This window comes from Paenibacillus lentus, assembly GCF_003931855.1.
Taxonomy (GTDB): Bacteria; Bacillota; Bacilli; order Paenibacillales; family Paenibacillaceae; genus Fontibacillus; species Fontibacillus lentus.
The window spans coordinates 3,741,585-3,759,122 of the sequence record NZ_CP034248.1 but is presented as its reverse complement, the minus strand read 5'-3'; the positions used below and the strand labels follow the sequence as shown (position 1 = coordinate 3,759,122).

General features: G+C 45.7%; 14 protein-coding genes. 8 read left to right on the top strand and 6 right to left on the bottom strand.

Annotation, left to right across the window (positions count from 1 at the left end; genetic code table 11):
* Positions 1-78: 78 nt before the first annotated feature.
* From EIM92_RS16880 to EIM92_RS16865, 4 genes are read left to right on the top strand one after another with little or no spacing between them, the layout of a single operon-like run.
* Positions 79-858 (top strand): DeoR/GlpR family DNA-binding transcription regulator, encoded by a 780-nt coding sequence (locus tag EIM92_RS16880; protein ID WP_246021028.1) that lies wholly within the window; start codon positions 79-81, stop codon positions 856-858.
* Positions 855-1,793, top strand: a complete 939-nt coding sequence (gene pfkB / locus EIM92_RS16875; protein WP_125083639.1) for a 1-phosphofructokinase — start codon at positions 855-857, stop codon at positions 1,791-1,793. Before EIM92_RS16880 ends, pfkB begins: the two co-directional genes overlap by 4 nt.
* Positions 1,794-1,809: 16 nt before the next feature.
* Positions 1,810-3,195 carry a PTS fructose transporter subunit IIC gene (locus EIM92_RS16870; protein ID WP_125083638.1) on the top strand — a complete coding sequence of 462 codons (1,386 nt, stop codon included), beginning with the start codon at positions 1,810-1,812 and terminating at the stop codon, positions 3,193-3,195.
* A 5-nt stretch (positions 3,196-3,200) separates the two neighbouring features.
* Positions 3,201-3,653 carry a PTS sugar transporter subunit IIA gene (locus EIM92_RS16865; protein ID WP_125083637.1) on the top strand — a complete coding sequence of 151 codons (453 nt, stop codon included), beginning with the start codon at positions 3,201-3,203 and terminating at the stop codon, positions 3,651-3,653.
* A gap of 202 nt (positions 3,654-3,855) precedes the next feature.
* Here EIM92_RS16865 and EIM92_RS16860 read toward each other — a convergent pair whose 3' ends face one another.
* From EIM92_RS16860 to EIM92_RS16840, 5 genes are all read right to left on the bottom strand, one after another.
* Positions 3,856-5,331, bottom strand: coding sequence for a DHA2 family efflux MFS transporter permease subunit (locus EIM92_RS16860; protein ID WP_125083636.1), 1,476 nt, complete (start codon positions 5,329-5,331; stop codon positions 3,856-3,858).
* A gap of 376 nt (positions 5,332-5,707) precedes the next feature.
* Positions 5,708-6,877, bottom strand: coding sequence for a mannitol-1-phosphate 5-dehydrogenase (locus tag EIM92_RS16855; protein ID WP_125083635.1), 1,170 nt, complete (start codon positions 6,875-6,877; stop codon positions 5,708-5,710).
* The gene (locus EIM92_RS16850; protein ID WP_125083634.1) at positions 6,874-7,311 is read right to left on the bottom strand and encodes a PTS mannitol transporter subunit IIA; all 438 of its coding nucleotides are present in this window, start codon (positions 7,309-7,311) and stop codon (positions 6,874-6,876) included. Before EIM92_RS16850 ends, EIM92_RS16855 begins: the two co-directional genes overlap by 4 nt.
* 3 nt (positions 7,312-7,314) lie before the next feature.
* Positions 7,315-9,393 carry a BglG family transcription antiterminator gene (locus tag EIM92_RS16845; protein WP_125083633.1) on the bottom strand — a complete coding sequence of 693 codons (2,079 nt, stop codon included), beginning with the start codon at positions 9,391-9,393 and terminating at the stop codon, positions 7,315-7,317.
* 74 nt (positions 9,394-9,467) lie between these two features.
* A complete protein-coding gene (locus EIM92_RS16840; protein WP_125083632.1) occupies positions 9,468-10,889 on the bottom strand; it encodes a PTS mannitol transporter subunit IIBC in 1,422 nt (473 codons plus the stop codon).
* Between the two features lie 261 nt (positions 10,890-11,150).
* Here EIM92_RS16840 and mgtE point away from each other — a divergent pair, with 261 nt between their 5' ends.
* Positions 11,151-12,485, top strand: a complete 1,335-nt coding sequence (gene mgtE, locus EIM92_RS16835) for a magnesium transporter (protein WP_125083631.1) — start codon at positions 11,151-11,153, stop codon at positions 12,483-12,485.
* Between the two features lie 22 nt (positions 12,486-12,507).
* Here mgtE and EIM92_RS16830 read toward each other — a convergent pair whose 3' ends face one another.
* Positions 12,508-13,215 (bottom strand): DNA alkylation repair protein, encoded by a 708-nt coding sequence (locus EIM92_RS16830; protein ID WP_125083630.1) that lies wholly within the window; start codon positions 13,213-13,215, stop codon positions 12,508-12,510.
* 197 nt (positions 13,216-13,412) lie between these two features.
* On the opposite strand from EIM92_RS16830, the gene EIM92_RS16825 reads away from it, so the two are divergent.
* The 3 genes from EIM92_RS16825 (at position 13,413) to EIM92_RS16815 (ending at position 17,497) form a co-directional block, all read left to right on the top strand.
* Entirely contained in the window at positions 13,413-14,771 is a 1,359-nt protein-coding gene (locus EIM92_RS16825) for an IS4 family transposase (protein ID WP_125081064.1), read from the top strand.
* Between the two features lie 363 nt (positions 14,772-15,134).
* Positions 15,135-16,049 (top strand): dihydrodipicolinate synthase family protein, encoded by a 915-nt coding sequence (locus tag EIM92_RS16820; RefSeq protein WP_125083629.1) that lies wholly within the window; start codon positions 15,135-15,137, stop codon positions 16,047-16,049.
* A gap of 38 nt (positions 16,050-16,087) precedes the next feature.
* Complete coding sequence (locus tag EIM92_RS16815) at positions 16,088-17,497, top strand: ABC transporter substrate-binding protein (RefSeq protein WP_125083628.1); 1,410 nt, start codon at positions 16,088-16,090, stop codon at positions 17,495-17,497.
* Positions 17,498-17,538: the final 41 nt, after the last annotated feature.

Genomic DNA, 17,538 nt, shown 5'->3' with positions numbered 1-17,538 from the left:
ATTAATAATAAACGATCATATTCGAGCGCGAATAAGATATAATAAAGAAAATATGATGACTAGAAATGAGGTAGAGCAATGATGCTTTTTGAAGAAGAGCGTAAACGAGAGATGGCTCAATATGTGCAGAGCAAGGGGAGGGCGCTCGTTCCCGAGCTGGCTGAACAATTTCAAGTATCAGAATCGACAGTGCGTCGGGATTTAAGAGACCTGGAAGAGTCCAAACAGCTGCGTAGAACGCACGGGGGGGCTGTGGCCATTGAACAAGACAGTGCGGAGCCGACCTTCATGGAGAAGGAGGATCGCTATCGTGTTCAGAAAGAAGAGATCGCTCGCTGTGCGTTATCTTTCATTGAAGCAGGGGATACAATATTTCTCGACTCGGGAACAACGACGTATTATTTGGCTAAGCTTCTAAAGGATATTCAGGAGCTCACCGTGGTCACGAATTCTAATATGGTCGCGAAGGAATTGAAGCAGGCAAAGCAGATCCAACTTTTGCTAACCGGTGGATCTCTGCGCCACGACACCCAGGCCATGGTAGGACCTTTAGCGAACCGTTCCATCGGTGCTATTCGAGTGGATAAGTTGTTCTTGGCTATCAACGGGGTGGATTCAACGGCCGGATTAACTACACCAAATTTGACCGAAGCAGAAACAAAACGCTGCATGATCCATGCTTCAAAGCAAATTATTCTAATGGCTGATCACAGCAAGTTCGGGCAGGTCTCTTTTGCTAAAGTGGCTGATTTATCTGAAATTCATCATTGTATCGTGGACCAGGGGATAACAGCAGATTCGATATCTGATATGGAAGCGGAAGGAATAAAAGTGACAATAGCGGGGAGAGCATCATGATGAAGACAGTGTATACAGTAACCTTAAATCCAGCTGTAGATAAGACCGTGACAGTAGAACGTTTCACGGCAGGTGAACTAAATCGGATCAAGACGATGCGAATAGATGCCGGGGGCAAGGGCATCAATGTCGCAAAAGTTTTACATAGCTTCTCGGTTTCCGTCGTCGCTTGTGGTATTCAAGCAGGACACCAAGGGAAGGTTCTCTTAGACAAGCTTCAGCAGAAGGGAATTCAATCCCGGTTCATTGAGGCGGAAGGCGAGACCCGTACGAATCTGAAGGTGGTTGACGAGCAATCGAAGCAAACGACCGAGCTTAACGAAGCAGGTTGTATACCTAGTAAAGAGCTTCTGGAGCAGTTTCTTGCCCGTTATGAAGCCGAACTGGATGAAGCTTCTATCGTCGTTCTGGGAGGCAGCCTGCCACCAGGAACGCCAATGGATTATTACCGTCGTCTGATCGATATAGCAAATCGCAAGGGGGTGCGAACGATTCTTGATGCGGACGGCGAAGCTCTTGCTTTAGGCATAGAAGCTGTGCCGTTTGCTCTCAAGCCGAATATTCATGAGCTTGAAGCATTATATGAAACGAAGTTCGAGTCAGAGGAACAAATTATTGCCGCAGCTAGGAGGTTGGTAAACAAAGGGATATCTTACGTGCTGGTGTCCATGGGAAGTAAGGGCTCAATTCTCGTGAATGAGCAGGAGGTTTACCGCGCTACGCCATTCCCAATCACACCTTTAAGCACAGTTGGTGCGGGAGATTCAATGGTAGCAGCAATGGCTTATTGCTTGTTGCATCAAAAAACCGCTGGAGAAATTGCCCGCTGGACTTCAGCGGCAGGAACGATTACAGCTTCCAAATCTGGCACAGACGTCTGTACGCTTGATCAAGTAGAGGAGTCACTTGAACGAGTAAAACTTCAAAGATTATGATGAGGAGGAAAAGTCTATGACTAAACTGATAGCTGTTACTGCATGTCCAACCGGTGTCGCTCATACGTATATGGCTGCAGAATCGCTGGCAAAAGCCGCCAGGGAGAAGAACATTGAGCTTAAAGTCGAAACTCGGGGAGCCATTGGAGTCGAAAATGAATTAACCGAGCAGGATATAGCGGAGGCTCATGCGGTGATCCTTGCGGCAGATACCGATGTCCTTGAATCCCGCTTTGCAGGCAAACCAGTGGTGAAGGTAGGTGTTGCTCAGGCATTGAAAGATCCCGCCGGATTGCTCGATCAGGCGCTCGCGATGGAGGCTGCCGCTCCAGAAAATTATTTGCAGCAAATTAGCCAGGCGAAATCAGATCGTGGGGCGTCGCGCAAAGGCCCCTATAAGCATCTGATGACAGGGGTATCGGCCATGCTACCGCTGGTAGTCGCCGGAGGATTATTGATAGCGATTTCATTTATATTTGGGATCGATGCAGCTAGCGAGAAGGGGTCGTTGGCAGCAGCATTGATGGATATCGGCGGTGGGGCAGCCTTTGCGTTAATGATTCCGATTCTTGCCGGATACATCGCATTTTCCATTGCGGAAAAGCCGGGTCTTGCACCTGGGCTCGTCGGTGGAATGCTGGCTTCGCAGGTAGGCGCCGGATTTATCGGCGGGATCGCAGCGGGTTTCCTCGCTGGTTACGTTGCGAAATGGCTTAAAGATATTATTAAGCTGCCGCGGAATTTGGAGGGACTAAAGCCGATCTTGATTATTCCGCTGCTGGCTACTGGCATTACGGGACTGCTTATGATTTACGTTATCGGCGAGCCGGTAAAATTCACGATGGATAGCTTGACGAACTGGCTGAATACGATCGGTTCGACGAATGCAGTGCTACTGGGCTTACTTCTAGGGGCGATGATGGCTTTTGATATGGGAGGTCCGGTTAATAAAGCTGCATATACGTTTGCGGTAGGCCTTCTGGCGAGCAGTGTTTACGGTCCGATGGCGGCGGTGATGGCTGCAGGCATGACCCCTCCGCTAGGCTTGTGGCTCGCTACCATGATTGCTCCGAAGAAATTCACGTTGGAGGAGAGAAATGCCGGCAAGTCAGCCGCTGTTCTAGGGATTTCCTTTATTACTGAGGGAGCGATTCCATTTGCAGCCAGCGATCCGTTTCGCGTCATTCCGTCTATCATGGTTGGTTCTGCGGCTACCGGAGCCCTATCTATGTTGTTCGGGGCAACACTGCAAGCGCCGCATGGTGGGATTTTCGTACTGGCAATTCCAAATGCAGTAACACAAGTTGGCTTGTATGCACTAGCCATTGCGATTGGAACGGTGATAACAGCATTGATGCTATTCTTCTTAAAGAAACCTGTAAATACGCAACTGGGTGGGTGAAACGGATGAAAATTATTGAACTAATGAATGAAGAAGCGATATTGATGCCGTTAAATGCGGCGAATAAAGAGAATTGCATTCACGCGATGATTGACGCCCTGGCTGAGTCGGGAGCCGTCACCGACAAAACGGCATATCTGGAAGCTGTGATGAACCGAGAGCAAATGAGCTCCACAGGGATCGGATTCCGTGTTGCGATTCCTCACGGCAAATCAGCGGGAGTTACTGCGCCAGCACTAGCCTTCGCCCAATTAACGGAACCGCTCGATTGGGAGTCAATCGATGGACAGCCCGTATCAATCGTATTTATGATCGCTGTGCCGGAGCAATCGCAAGGGAATGAGCATTTGCAAATTCTAGTCGCACTTTCCCGCAAACTGATGGACGACGAATTCCGTAATCAATTGCTCGCTGTACGCGAGCGCAAAGAATTGATCGAACTATTAGGGACTATTTAATCATATTATGCATGGGACCGCTTACCTGAGAGGTAGGCGGTCGTTTTTATTTATGAATGGGGAATTTATTGCAAAGTATAAGTTATGCGATATTGGTAAGCATTCATCCGTACAATCAACTCGATCATGGAGTTTATAAAAAGGACGCTTCCGTGCCCGGCTGGCCTGAAAAGCGTCCTTAATTATTGTTGATCTTAAGATTTTAGGATGTAGTGCTGCTCATCACTATTTGTTCAACAGGAGCTTTTGTTCGTTTGGTGAACAGCGAGATGACTAGAGCGACAACCGCAAACCCCAAGCCGACTACAAAAGCTCTATGAATGCCTGATAGCAAGCCTTCCGCCATTTGCTCAGTGGTTGGTTCAGCTGTTAATGTCATGAAATAAGACTGTTGTCCCGACGTCATAATACTGATGAACAGAGCGACGCCGATCGCACCGGAAATTTGCTGCAACGTATTTAATACAGCCGTCCCATGAGGATATAAGCGCTGGGGCAATTGATTCAAGCCATTCGTTTGCGTGGGCATCATGATCATGGCTATCGCAATCATTAACAAAATGTGCAGGACCACCAAGGTGGCCGTTGTCGTTTGCAGGTTTATTCGCGTAAATAGCCACATAATAATGAGCAGTAATGTGCTGCCGGGAATGACGAGCGCGCGCGGGCCGAACTTATCGAACAGCCGACCTGTAAGAGGAGAGACAAGGCCGTTGAGCAATCCTCCTGGAAGCAGCACAAGTCCTGCGGCAAATGTCGTCATCAAGAATACCCCTTGCATAAGGAATGGGAGCAGAAGCATGGTCGAGAACATTGTCATCATTGCGATGATAAGCATCAGGGTCGTTAATGTAAACATTGGATATTTAAATACGCGAAAATCAAGCATCGGTTCGTTTGATTTCAATTGTCTAATCACGAAGAGCAGGATGGACACGCCGCCCACGACTAAAGGGAGATAAACCTCCATGCTAGCCCAAGTCGTTTCTGCTTTGCCTGCACTGCTAAATCCAAATACGATTCCTCCAAATCCGAGAGTAGACAGTAGAATCGAGAGCACGTCCACTTTAGGTTTAGTTATGGTGGTTACATTTTTCAAGTAAATAAATGAAACGATGATCGACATGACAGCAAAGGGCAGCACCAGGAAGAATAACCAGCGCCACTCCGCAACCTGTAGAATCAAGCCTGAAAGCGTCGGGCCAATTGCGGGGGCAAACATGATCACAAGTCCGATGGTACCCATCGCGGCGCCGCGTGTTTCCGGTGGATAGAGCACAAGAATCGTGTTCATCATGACAGGCAGCATTAACCCTGCACCACTAGCTTGAAGTAAGCGGCCCACTAGCAAGAGCTCAAAGCTAGGGGCAATCCCGCATAGGAGGGTACCCGCTGTAAACAGCACCATGGCTCCAAGAAACATCTGCCTAGTCGTAAACCACTGTACCAGCAGCGCCGATACAGGAATCAGCACGCCAACGACAAGCATGTAGCCCGTAGCAAGCCATTGTAAGGTAGAAGCGGAGACACCCAATGCGACTTCGAGTTTCGGCAGGGCGATATTAAGCAGCGTTTCATTGAGAATGGAGAAAAAAGCACCGATAATCAGTGAGATCAAAATCGGCAGTTTCTTGATGTTTTGTAAATCTTGTTGCTGTGTAGTAGCAGTAGATTTCAAATCGCATCCCTATCCTTATTTTTTATTTTCTTTAGTGCTATTGTATTGTAACAGATTCATGTAAAAATTTCCGGTTAAAAAATTTAATTTTTAAAATTAAGTATGCTAAATTATATTATTAATCTCACCTAAGTTAGAAGATAGTCAAATCACGCTCATCGACTAGTTTTTCTTTCAAAAATGTATGTAATAATCCTCTTCTTAAAAAACCAATTACTTACATCTTGGAACGTATATTCTTAATTATCAAATAAAACGGAGCAGTTTTATATCGCTTAGATTAAGAAATTTTCACGGGGTATTGCAAGACAAAAGAAGCCGACATACCCAGGCTAGTTAATGCGCTGTAGTATATCGGCGTGATTAGTTTGTATGTTTATTTAGCAGATGCTTGTGACCGCTGCTCAGTAAGCTTCGCGTACTCTGTGGAAATTTGGGCATGGAGCGGGTGATCGCTTGAAAGCTCTGTGAATTTCTCTATGGCTGCATGGACGCCATGCTCACGGATATAAGTTTGCAGTTCGGCCGATTCAGGATCACTGCCCTCATCGAATAGTAGGGCAGCCGCGATGGCTCTTGTTAAATGAGGAACAGGTATATCCAGTTTATAAGCCATTAATGCAGGTTTTACGAGCCGATCATTCGGAGAAATTTTCCGAATCGGGGAGCGTCCAACACGTATTATTTCATCCGTTAAATAAGGATTGATGAAACGTTCCAGAATTTGTTCGATGTACTGTTGATGAGATGCTTCGTCAAACGAATATGTTTTTACGAGCATCGCCCCGGATTCAAGTAAAGCTCCTTTTACTTCGGCAATAACTGCAGGGTCTTTCATCGCTTGCTGAATCGTCTCGTAGCCGCTCAGAAAACCTTGATAGGCAGCAATGCAGTGTCCAGTGTTTACGGTGAAAAGCTTGCGTTCAATATAAGGAAGCAACTGATCTACATAATGGACGCCATGAATTTTATGGAAATCCCCCCGTATCGCTGAGCGGTCCACGGTCCATTCAAAGAAAGGCTCAACCGTTACGAGCAAGGGATCATCATGCTGCTGGAGCGGTACGATCCGATCGACGGCGGCGTCAGGAAAGACAACGGTCTGGTCGGCCTGCACTTTCATCGCTTCAGACAGGTGCTCATAAACGTGATGCTTGAGCTGTGTACTGCCCCCGATGGCATTTTCACAGGCAATAATAGGAAGAGGACGCCCGCCATTGGACAGTCTCAGAGCAATCCCTTCGGCAATAGCACCGGCGATATGTTTCAATACGGAAACCCCGACCGCAGTTGTGACGATGTCCGCATCAGCAATTGCTTCCGCGACAAGAGCGGTATTCTTGCCATCAATGGCGGTTACATTCTCTACGATGACCGAATCGGCCTGTTCATTGGCCAGGGTTACCTTATATTGGCCCTTGTTCCGCAATAGCTCGACCAACGTGTCATTAACGTCGACAAAAGTGACCTCATAACCGGATTTCGAGAGCAATAAGCCAATAAACCCTCGACCGATATTGCCTGCCCCAAAATGTACGGCCTTCATTCACTCATCCCCTGTTCGAAAATCGCAATGAGTTCATCTTCGGAAGTGGCATTCACAATTCGTTTCATTTCATCATCGTCAGAGACAAGAACGGCTACATTCGTCAAAATTTCCATATGATCATCACGGATTGCAGCAAGACCAATGACTAATTGCGCGGGTTCATCGCCGCCGAAGTCAATGCCTTCTGGAGCGGTTAAAATAGCCATTCCCGTTGATTTAATCATTGATTTCGCTTCATTCGTGCCATGCGGCATCGCCAGACCGCCACCGAGATAAGTAGAGAGGGAGTCCTCGCGTTCAATCATTTTCTCGATATATTCTGCCGGAGCGTGGCCTGCATCGACCAACATTTGGCCGACCATGCGAATGGCTTCATATTTGTCTTGCACCTTTACGTTCAGTCTTACTTTGTCTTTTGATAAAATAGCCATGGTTTAATCTCTCCAATCCAATTTTCTGATCATATATTTCTCCAGTTGTCTGGAGATAAAGCTTCTGATTTCTTCCTTGCTCCCCCCTTCCAGTAGGGTAATCATTTCGGTAAGGAGCAACATCCCGCTGATTTCGCTCAACAATTCCAGGCTGGCCTTCTCCAATTGCATCGGGCCTAGCATGAGAAGAATTTGCTTCACCGCCCCAGCTTCATGATTAAGTTTTAACGGCATATCATAGCGAAAGAGGGAGATAACCGGTTGCTGTACCCACTCGCTTCGCGTGTGCATTAAGGCAATTTCCGTGTCAGGCATGATCAGGCTGCCTTGCTGCTCTCGGATCAGGAGCTGTTTTACAATCTTCTCCTTGTTAAGCAAGATGCTAGGCTGGTCGATCGAGGACATCATATGCAATAACTGGCTTTCTAGGTCAGGTCCTCCGGAGGCCAGTTCCATCGTGTGAACTTTGAAACCATCCAGGAGGCGGAGAACGATATCCGAGTAAATATGGAGTTGTCTTAGACGGTCTAATGGACCGGGATCTGATTCCGCGACATGAACAGGGGAGGGCTCCATGTTTTTTAAAGTAATGCCATGAATAAACGATCTCAGCTTATCGGTCTCATCCTCGGTGAGTAGAGGGCTAATTTTGATATACTTATCGGATTCCAGCGGTAAATTAACGGTAGAAATGATCAAGTCATATTCATCCGTTGGCAACCTTACGGCCTCGTACCAGGAGAGATGACCGATTAACTCGATTTGCGGCAATTCCTTGGAGATCCGTACTGCAAGGAGCTTGGACGATCCGATGCCGCTGGTGCAGACGAGCACCGCTCGCACCTTCCAGGGAATTTGCTTTAAGCGCTCAATCGCCGCTCCGAAATGCATGACGATATACCCGACTTCTTCGTCAGGAACATGAATGTCTTGAACAAATTCATCAACGCCTTGCCTTACAAGGGAATATAGTTGGTCGTAATCTTTTTTGATCTGGGTTAGTATCGGATTTCGAATGGCAAGGCCACTTGAAATTCGTTGAAAAGCAGGGTGCATATGCTGAATCAAACCTTCAACCAACGAGCGATCATCCATAAACGAAATTTGTGTCTTGCTCTCAATAAAGCGGATTAATTCAGTTACGGTCTCAATGAGAGACATGTCGTTGTGGTTAATCAAAAGTCCTAGCTCATGCTGGCCTTCGTCTTTAAGCAAGCTATCAATATAGGCTTCTTCCTCCTGAGGAAGCTGTAAATCAAGCAACTCTAAAAGTCGGACAAGCTGGCTGTTGTCTTTGCCGGAAGTCTGATCTGCTGATGTAGTATGCTTAACATCTGATTTTGGGTTGATGATGCAGCCTTGCTGAATTCGTGTAAAAGCTACAGACAGCCGGATTAACAAACGGGTGTAAGCCGCTTCGGATAAACGAGTAGGCCATTGCTTGTTAAGCTGCCACAGAGCTCTCTCAAGCTTAAAAAACTGTTCTTTCCCGACCATCAGTAAAAGCTGGTTTGTCAGCGGATGTACAACGTTTTGGTCAAGCTTGTCGTGCTTCTGTTCGAACAAATCAGAATCATCCAGATATTTGATTGCCAGAAAACTAATCATTTGCCGCTTTGCCTGCTCATTACCGGATAATTCAACTCCATAGCCGCGCTTTCTGATGAGCGTTAGCTGCTGGTCGTTGATTTGTTGCTCTAACTGATCTAAATCGTTACTAATGGTAGGCATTGTCACATTCAGTTCGTGGGCGAGCGTAAATAATTTCACCGGCTCACCGTATTGGAGCAGCATGCACAGGATCAGCACCTTGCGCTCCTCGGTTGAATATTCCGCCGGTACGGTTAAATTAAGCTCCTGCTTGAATAATTCGATTTGCTCATTGTCCGCTTCGATTTTGATGCCGATTCCGGACTTTTTGTGAAGAATAATGCCATGAGACGCTAGGGCAGGTTCAATATCAATTAGCTCCCTGTGAATGGTTCGTGTACTTGTTCCAATCTCGGCAGCGATATCAGCGGCTGTAATTTCATTCTGTTGATTGAACAGCAACTCTACGATCCGACGTTGTCTGGTTGACATTACGATATGCCATCATCCTTCACGAGAGAAATGAGCTTAACGCCGACAGAAAACTGTCAGCGCCAAGCATGTAATCATTTGCTCAGTCTTTCGATGAGCGCATCATATTCGGGGCTTTTCAAGAAATTATCAATGGATATATGCTCTGCATTCGGATTCTTCTGACGCGCGCGATCTGTCAGCGTCTTATGAGTTATGACGATATCAGCATCATCAGGTATGTCATTGATAGCCGTATTTATGACCGTAATCGGCAGGCTGGCTGCATTGACTTTTTTCCGCAGTATAGAAGCGCCCATCGCACTTGAACCCATACCGGCATCGCAGGAGAACACGATTTTATTAACTGCTTCCTTCGATTTAATGGTTTCCTTAACGGAAGCGGAAGGAGCAGCAGCATTACCTTTGGAGCTTGCTTTCATTTCCTTCACTTTTGTTGTTGCAGCTTCCAAATCATCATCTCCAGCAGATTTTTTTGTTTTTAACAGGAGAGAAGCGATTAAGAAGGAGACAAGTGCAGCTACGAACACACCGCTAAACATGGCAAGAAATCCACCCTTAGGTGTCAAAGGCAAGTAAGCAAGAATACTTCCCGGGGAAGGAGCTCCCGCAAGTCCGGCGCCAAGGATCGAGAAGGTGAATGTACCGGCCATACCACCGCCGATCACTGCAAGGATCAAACGTGGATTCATCAAGATGTAAGGGAAATAAATTTCATGAATACCACCAAAGAAATGAATGATCACTGCACCAGGCGCAGATTGCTTAACAGAACCTCTTCCGAAAAGCCAGTAAGCCAGTAGGATACCAAGACCAGGTCCTGGATTGGATTCCAGCATGTAAATAATGGATTTTCCTGCAGTGTGAACTTGCTCTAATGCTAATGGTCCAAGAATACCGTGGTTGATTGCGTTATTCAGGAACAATACTTTGGCTGGCTCAATGATCAGGTTGGCTAAAGGCAGCAAACCCGTGTTGATCAGGAAATCTACTCCAGCTGCCAGCATGTTGCTAATCGACTGAACGATCGGTCCGATCCCTTTGAAGGCGATGAGAGCCATACCGCCCCCGAAAATACCCAGGGAAAAGTTGTTGATCAGCATTTCAAAGCCGGCAGGTATTTTACCTTCGACCGATTTATCGAACTTCTTCAAGACCCATGCGCTAAGCGGTCCGACGATCATTGCTCCAAGGAACATTGGAATCTCGGCTCCCACAATGACGCCCATCGTGACGATTGCGCCAATGACGCCGCCCCGTACATCGTGAATTATTCTGCCGCCTGTATAGCCAATGAGCAAAGGAAGCAAATATTTAATCATTGGATCTACTAAGGAAGCAAAACTTTCGTTAGGAAACCAGCCTGTCGGGATGAATAATGCGGTAATAAGACCCCAGGCGATAAATGCCCCGATGTTCGGCATGAACATTCCACTTAGGAATCTCCCGAACCGTTGTACGACTACTTTGAAACTAGCTGTTTCTGTAGTTTCCATATTTTTTGACCTCCACTAATAAATTGTTGAATCTGAAGATGTGATATAGTTCATATATCCTATATTTATCGTATCTGTTAGCGGTTTCACTGGCAATCAAATCAAAAGCAGGTTGCTTCATGATGGCTGTTGACATGATTTTATTGTTTGATGAAAACTATGGCCTTATTCCCTAACAGGTTGAACTTCTTATTCGGCTTTGTTTTACGTGTTACAATGGAATATTAAGCATCAACAACATGTTCAAAGGAGTACGTTAAAATGATCGATCTTAATCAAATGCGGCTAAAGATCTTGACGGCAGATCAAGATCAGATGCTTTCATTTGTGGAAGCTTTCAGACCGATTGATTTGGCAGAAAGTTTGGAGAAATTAAAATCGGAGGAGCAATTGAGGCTAATGGAGCTGTTGCCTCCGCTCGTATCTGCGGAAATATTGGAGTTTGTGGAGCCACTGCTTCAATATCAAATTTTGCATCACTTGAACGTCGAACTAACTTCGAACATTCTTAATGAGCTGCCTAGTGATGTTGTAGCGGATATGATGCTGGCGATTCATCGATATCAGGCGGATAAATTGCTTGATCTGCTGCCGGAAGATTATCGCGAACGAATTCAGGAATTAATGACGTTTCCGGAAGAAACAGCGGGGAGCCTGGCAACCATTGATTATATCGCCGCCCCGGGGCAGTGGACGATGGAAATGACGCTGGAGCATATACGCAAAGTTGGACACGAGGCAGAGATCACCGCGTATATTTATGTAACCGGAATGAAGGGGGAATTGCTGGGAGTTGTTTCGCTGAGAAAAATCATACTGGCCAATCCACATACCCGGCTGCAGGAAATCGCAGATGAACCTATTTCCGTACCGGCTACGATGGGGCAGGAGGAAACAGCAGAGCTGCTATCTCGTTACGACTGGGTTGCTCTGCCAGTGGTGGATGGGCAGCAGCGCTTGATCGGCGTCGTTACCGTGGATGATTTGATTGATGTCATGCAGGAGGAGGCGACGGAGGATATTCAGATGTTGGGCGGAAGCCAGCCGCTCGAGGATGTTTATTTTAAGACCTCCGTATTCCACCTGTTCCGCAAAAGAATTTTTTGGCTTCTCATACTATTTGTTGCCGAGGCCTATACGGGTACTGTCTTGAGGCATTATGAGGATACGTTGACCGAAGTCATTTCACTCGCTTTTTTCATTCCGCTGCTCATCGGCACCGGAGGCAATACTGGAACTCAGACGGTATCGACGCTTGTACGCGCTCTGGCCGTAGGGGAGGTGCATTTCCGCGATTTGTTCCGCGTCGTTAAGAAGGAACTGATGACAGGACTGATGACAGGCTCGACGATTTTTGTCATCGCCTTTCTTCGTGCTTGGATGCTTGGCGTGGAGCTTAACGTGGGCTTAGTCGTCGGTATTACGGCTTTGATGATCGTGATATGGGCGTCCTTGGTCGCAGCCGTATTACCACTAATATTGCATAAGCTGAAGGCGGATCCGGCAGTAATATCAGGACCATTTATTACAACATTAGTCGATGGTACTGGCTTGGTTATATATTTTAGTGTGGCCAAAATATTACTCAATCTCTAGAGTGACAAGGGGCGCGGCGACCTTAACAAATGCATGTCTTTTTCTTTACGCCAAGCTTGCCGCGCTGCTTTATTTTTTGAATATATTCTGGTGCTAGGGGAACCTTGCAGGCGGTTTGACCGACATCGACACGGACTTTTCCTATATTCTTGGCAACTTTCATGGCATCGTCGTGTAAAGGTATGACATATGCACCAGTAATTACGACGAACATATTCATCGTATACCGTACTCGGTTCTGCTCACCATGGATTGTGGATTCAATCTGCTGCAGCAAAACGTGAATTTCATCCAGGTCAAGCTCTTCGTCGGGAGTGATTGAAATGTAATTTGCGTACGTGCTCCAACCGCAGGTTGCTGTCATTTCATCGGCTGAGCGCATCCATTCCCTGGCCAACTCAAGTGCGAATGAGCTCTCGGCAGCTACGTTTGCGACCGTGTACTCGGCGAGCATGTACCAATTGGCACGTTTGACCCATTTCTCAAGCTGCTGTTTCGTCATCGCTTTCGGATGGACAGATAGGCCTGCTAAATACATCGCATCAGAGTTACCTGATTCATAGAGCGTCAGTGCTAAATCTTGATCCTTCGACACCTGCTTCACCAGTTTCTTTAAATCCCCGATTTTCACACCGAACAAGGGTTCCTTGGCGCCGTGGCGAATGAAGGTTCTTTTCGTTTGTTCAGAGCCCAATTCCTCTAACTTTGCCATTACTTCCGCAAATGTCATCTTCATAATCTCCTTATAGTGAATTGATTATATGTTATTACTCAACTTTCGCAGAGCGAAAATCGGCTTACTTGCTTGATGTGATTAGATAAACCCTGATTAGAATATGGATGTTGCAATAATAGAAAAACACCGCTTCATTTGGTAAAGTGAGAGTGTCGAATCAATCACTACCATACAGAAGAGGTGTCCTCTACATGATAGAGCAAAGCATATTACAAAATCAACTTCCAAATGAAATTAAACCCGCTTTTAAAGAGCTGAAAGTATTGCAACATTTAAGAACAGCTGGATTTAAAAAGAGATTTGGTTATACCTGTTCGTTTTTATTCCAGCTTGTCTTTGTCCTTTTGTTTCACCACAAAAACTGGTTCCGCCTGTTGGAAAGCGAGAAAGGTGATACGTTTCCTGGGAAGGATGCGATCTATCGATTCCTGAATCACAGCGGCTATGCATGGCGCAAATTTCTGTCATTGCTTAGTTCCTCCACTATCGATAAAATTCGCCCACTGACAGGTGAAGATCGCATGTCTGCATTTGTTGTTGACGACTCCATGTTTGAGCGCAATCGTAGCAAGAAGGTTGAACTGCTTTCTCGATTTAAAGATCATGCAACGGGTTCCTTTTATAAAGGATTTCGGATGCTTACGCTAGGCTGGTCGGATGGTCATACGTTTATTCCCGTTGACTTCTCCTTGCTAGCTTCGATGAAATCGCAAATAAATGGGATCATGCAAGGGATCGACAAGAGAACGTCTGGCTACAAGCGTCGGGTCGAAGCTTTGCTTCCTGCTCCTGAAATTATTCCATCGATGATTGATCGTGCGCTTTCCGCTGGTGTGCAGGCTTCATACGTGCTAATGGATAGTTGGTTCACACATGCTCCATTAATCCAAGCCATCGTTGATCGAGGCCTAGATGTGATCGGCATGGTCAAAGCGGATAAGAAGCGTTATCTTGTTGACGAACGCCGATTATCTTTGCAAGAACTTTATTATGAAGCCATCCCTGTTCAAGGAAAAAACAAGGGAATCTTACGCTCTATCCGTACCGAGTTGTCTCCAGGGATTCCAGTCATGATGGTTTTCGTGCGTCACCGCTCAAAAAAGAAAGAATGGCTTGCCATTCTATGCACCGACCTAACGATTTCGGAAGAAAAAATGATTCAGATATACGGCATTCGCTGGGATATCGAAGTCTTCTTTAAGTGTGCCAAATCCTTACTGCGCCTACAAAAAGAGTTTCAAGGACGCTCATATGATCTCCTTATCAGCCATACCACGATTGTTTTTTCACGGTATATTTTGCTAGCGTGGCAACACCGACAAAGTACCGACAACCGTACGCTTGGTGGCTTGTTTTATTTGCTATGTGATGAAGTAGGTCAGCTAGATTGGGCTGTAGCCTTAAAACAACTGATTGAATTAATCGAAGATATCTCCAAGAAAGCCAGTAAGAAGATCACAACACTCATTCAAACACAACTACAGCAATGGATCGCTGGCTTGCCCAGTTACATCAAGGCTTATTTGCCGATTTCAAGCTGCGAAAGTTGAGTTATTATAAAACCCAATTGAAAAGCCATGGAAAAGGGAAGGGAATTCCACCAAATTCTCGTTAGAAAGAAATTTCCAACAAAAATATTTTGGAGAAAATAATTTACAAAATCAATAATTCATGATAACTTGAATATAGAAGAAGCCCAAATCAATACTAACAACAAATTGTTGTAAGGGTTTCCATACTTTCAGTCGTAACTAGTTGTGACGAATGAGGGAGGTCATCGGATCAAATGCTTTGTCATGATTCTTGGTGAAAATATTCTTCTCTGTAAATATAAAATAGAAAATATTTTACAACGCCTATAATCATGATCATCCGAAAACGAAGAAAATGTCAACAACCAAGGAGGAAGCAAAATGGCTTTATTAGAAAAGTTTCATGGTATATTGCCGGCCTTATACGCTTGTTATGACGACGAAGGCAACATTTCGGAAACGCGAACGAAGGATCTATGCGACTACTTGTTGGGTAAAGGGGTTCAAGGGGTGTATGTTGGCGGAAGCTCCGGAGAATGTATTTATCAAAATCTCGATGAGCGCAAAGCAACGTTGACTTATGCTGCCCATCAGCTCAAAGGCAAAATGACTTTGATTGCCCATGTGGGGGCTCCTTCCACAAGAGACAGTATCGAATTAGCGAAACATGCAGCTGAACTAGGATATGATGCGTTGTCTGCTATTCCGCCGATTTATTTTAAACTGCCTGACCGTGCGGTTTATAAATATTGGAGCGATATTATCGAGGCAACATCTCTTCCATTTATTATCTATAACATTCCGCAAACGACAGGGTATACGTTAAGTCCAGCACTATTTGCCAAGCTGCTAGAGAACAAGAAAGTGATTGGCGTTAAAAACTCCTCGATGCCCACGATGGACATCGAACGATTTAAAAGAGTCGGCGGAGAAGACGTGATTGTATTTAACGGCCCAGACGAGCAATTTGTTTCCGGAAGAATTATGGGAGCCGACGCCGGAATTGGCGGAACCTATGCATCCATGCCGGAACTATTTCTACAAGCCAATGAATTCGTAATGGCTGGGAAATTTGCAGAAGCGACAGTGATTCAAAGCGATATTAACGATATTATTATCGCGCTTTGCTCTCAGGATGGTTCAATGTATGCCGTCATCAAGGAAATACTTAGAAGAAGAGGCGTAAATATCGGCGGGGTAAGAGCACCGATGCAGAATATTAGCGTAGAAGATGCGGGAAGAATCGATGGTATCGTACAAATGATTGACCAGGCTATCGAACGCCACTGTAAGTAATTTTAGACCCATTCACTTATATTTAGGGAGGCTTACACATGATTAGAAAGCGTCTGTTAATGACAACGGCAGCACTAATGGTTATTGTATCGATGATTGCGGGATGCGCAGGTAACAATAAATCCGGAAATGAAACCGCATCCAATGGTGGGAAAGGCGGCAAAGAGAAAGTTGAAATTACGGCATGGCTAACACCGCAATGGAAAGGTGTACTGGATGCAACAGAGCAAGGTGCGGATTATGATAGTTTCTTGAAACATGCGGCCGAGAAATTTGTCGCTCAATACGATAAATACGATGCTAATGTAAAAGTAGAAGTCATTGCAGGAGATCAGCGTGATCAGCTCTTGAATGTTAATCTGAGCAGCAATACGCCTCCGGATGTATTTTTTGAAAGCGTATTCCCAATGGGCGACTATGTTCACCGGGGCGCTATCGTACCATTGACAGATATTATCGATGATGAAGCTAAGAATGACATCGACCAAAGCTTCTGGGAAGCCGTAACGTTCGGGGAGGACATCTACTTCTATCCATTCCAGCATAATCCAGGCACGCTCGTATATAACGCGGATATGTTCAGAGCGGCTGGATTAGATAATTTCATTGGCGGAGAGAACGAAATTAAAACATGGACCATGGATGAGTATCAACAAATTTTGGACGCTTTAAAAAGCAATCTGCCAAAGGACAAATATCCTAATGCTTACCCGATGGCTTTGTATGCTGTAAATAATCAAGGCGACACCTGGAATTTGGCGTACCTGAGAACATTCGGCAGCCCGTTCTTCGATAACGAAGGCAACATCGTGCTTGATGACGAGAAGGGCGCTAAAGCGGCGGCTTGGCTCAAAAAACTCTATGATGGCGGCTATACGAATCCTGGAGCAGAATCCGTATCCTCCAACGATGCGAACGCCATGTTCCAGAACCAGCAGCTTGGTATCAGTTTTACGAATCCGATCCTCTTCAGCAATATGAAGACGAATATGGAGAACGGTACGTCTCCAAAATTCGATGTACGTCTTGCCAATATTCCATCTGAAAGCGGAGACCCGTTGTCCTTCACGTACGTGGTTGGTGCTAGCGTATTCCAATCCGGCAATGACAAGAAAATGGAAGTTGCCAAAGATTTTGTTAAGTTCTTCTCGACGGATCCTGAACTGGTTAAATCTTCGAAGAACGGTATTCCGGTAAGAAGTTCCGTAGCTGAGGAATTGAAAGACGAAAACCCACTTTTCGCGGCTTATGATGCGAACTCTCAATATCTGTTCAACTTTACAGGCAACGTTCCAGGCTATAGCCAGTTGAGAGAAGTGCTGTACCCTGAGCTTCAGGCGCTGTATTTGGGGCAAAAAACACCTGAGCAAATGGTGAAGGACTATCAAGTGAGCGGCAACAAGGTGATCGAGCAGAATAAAGCAGGCTCCGTAATTTACAACAAATAGTCTCTTAGCCGATCAACATTACACGATTAACAGTCTTGGGA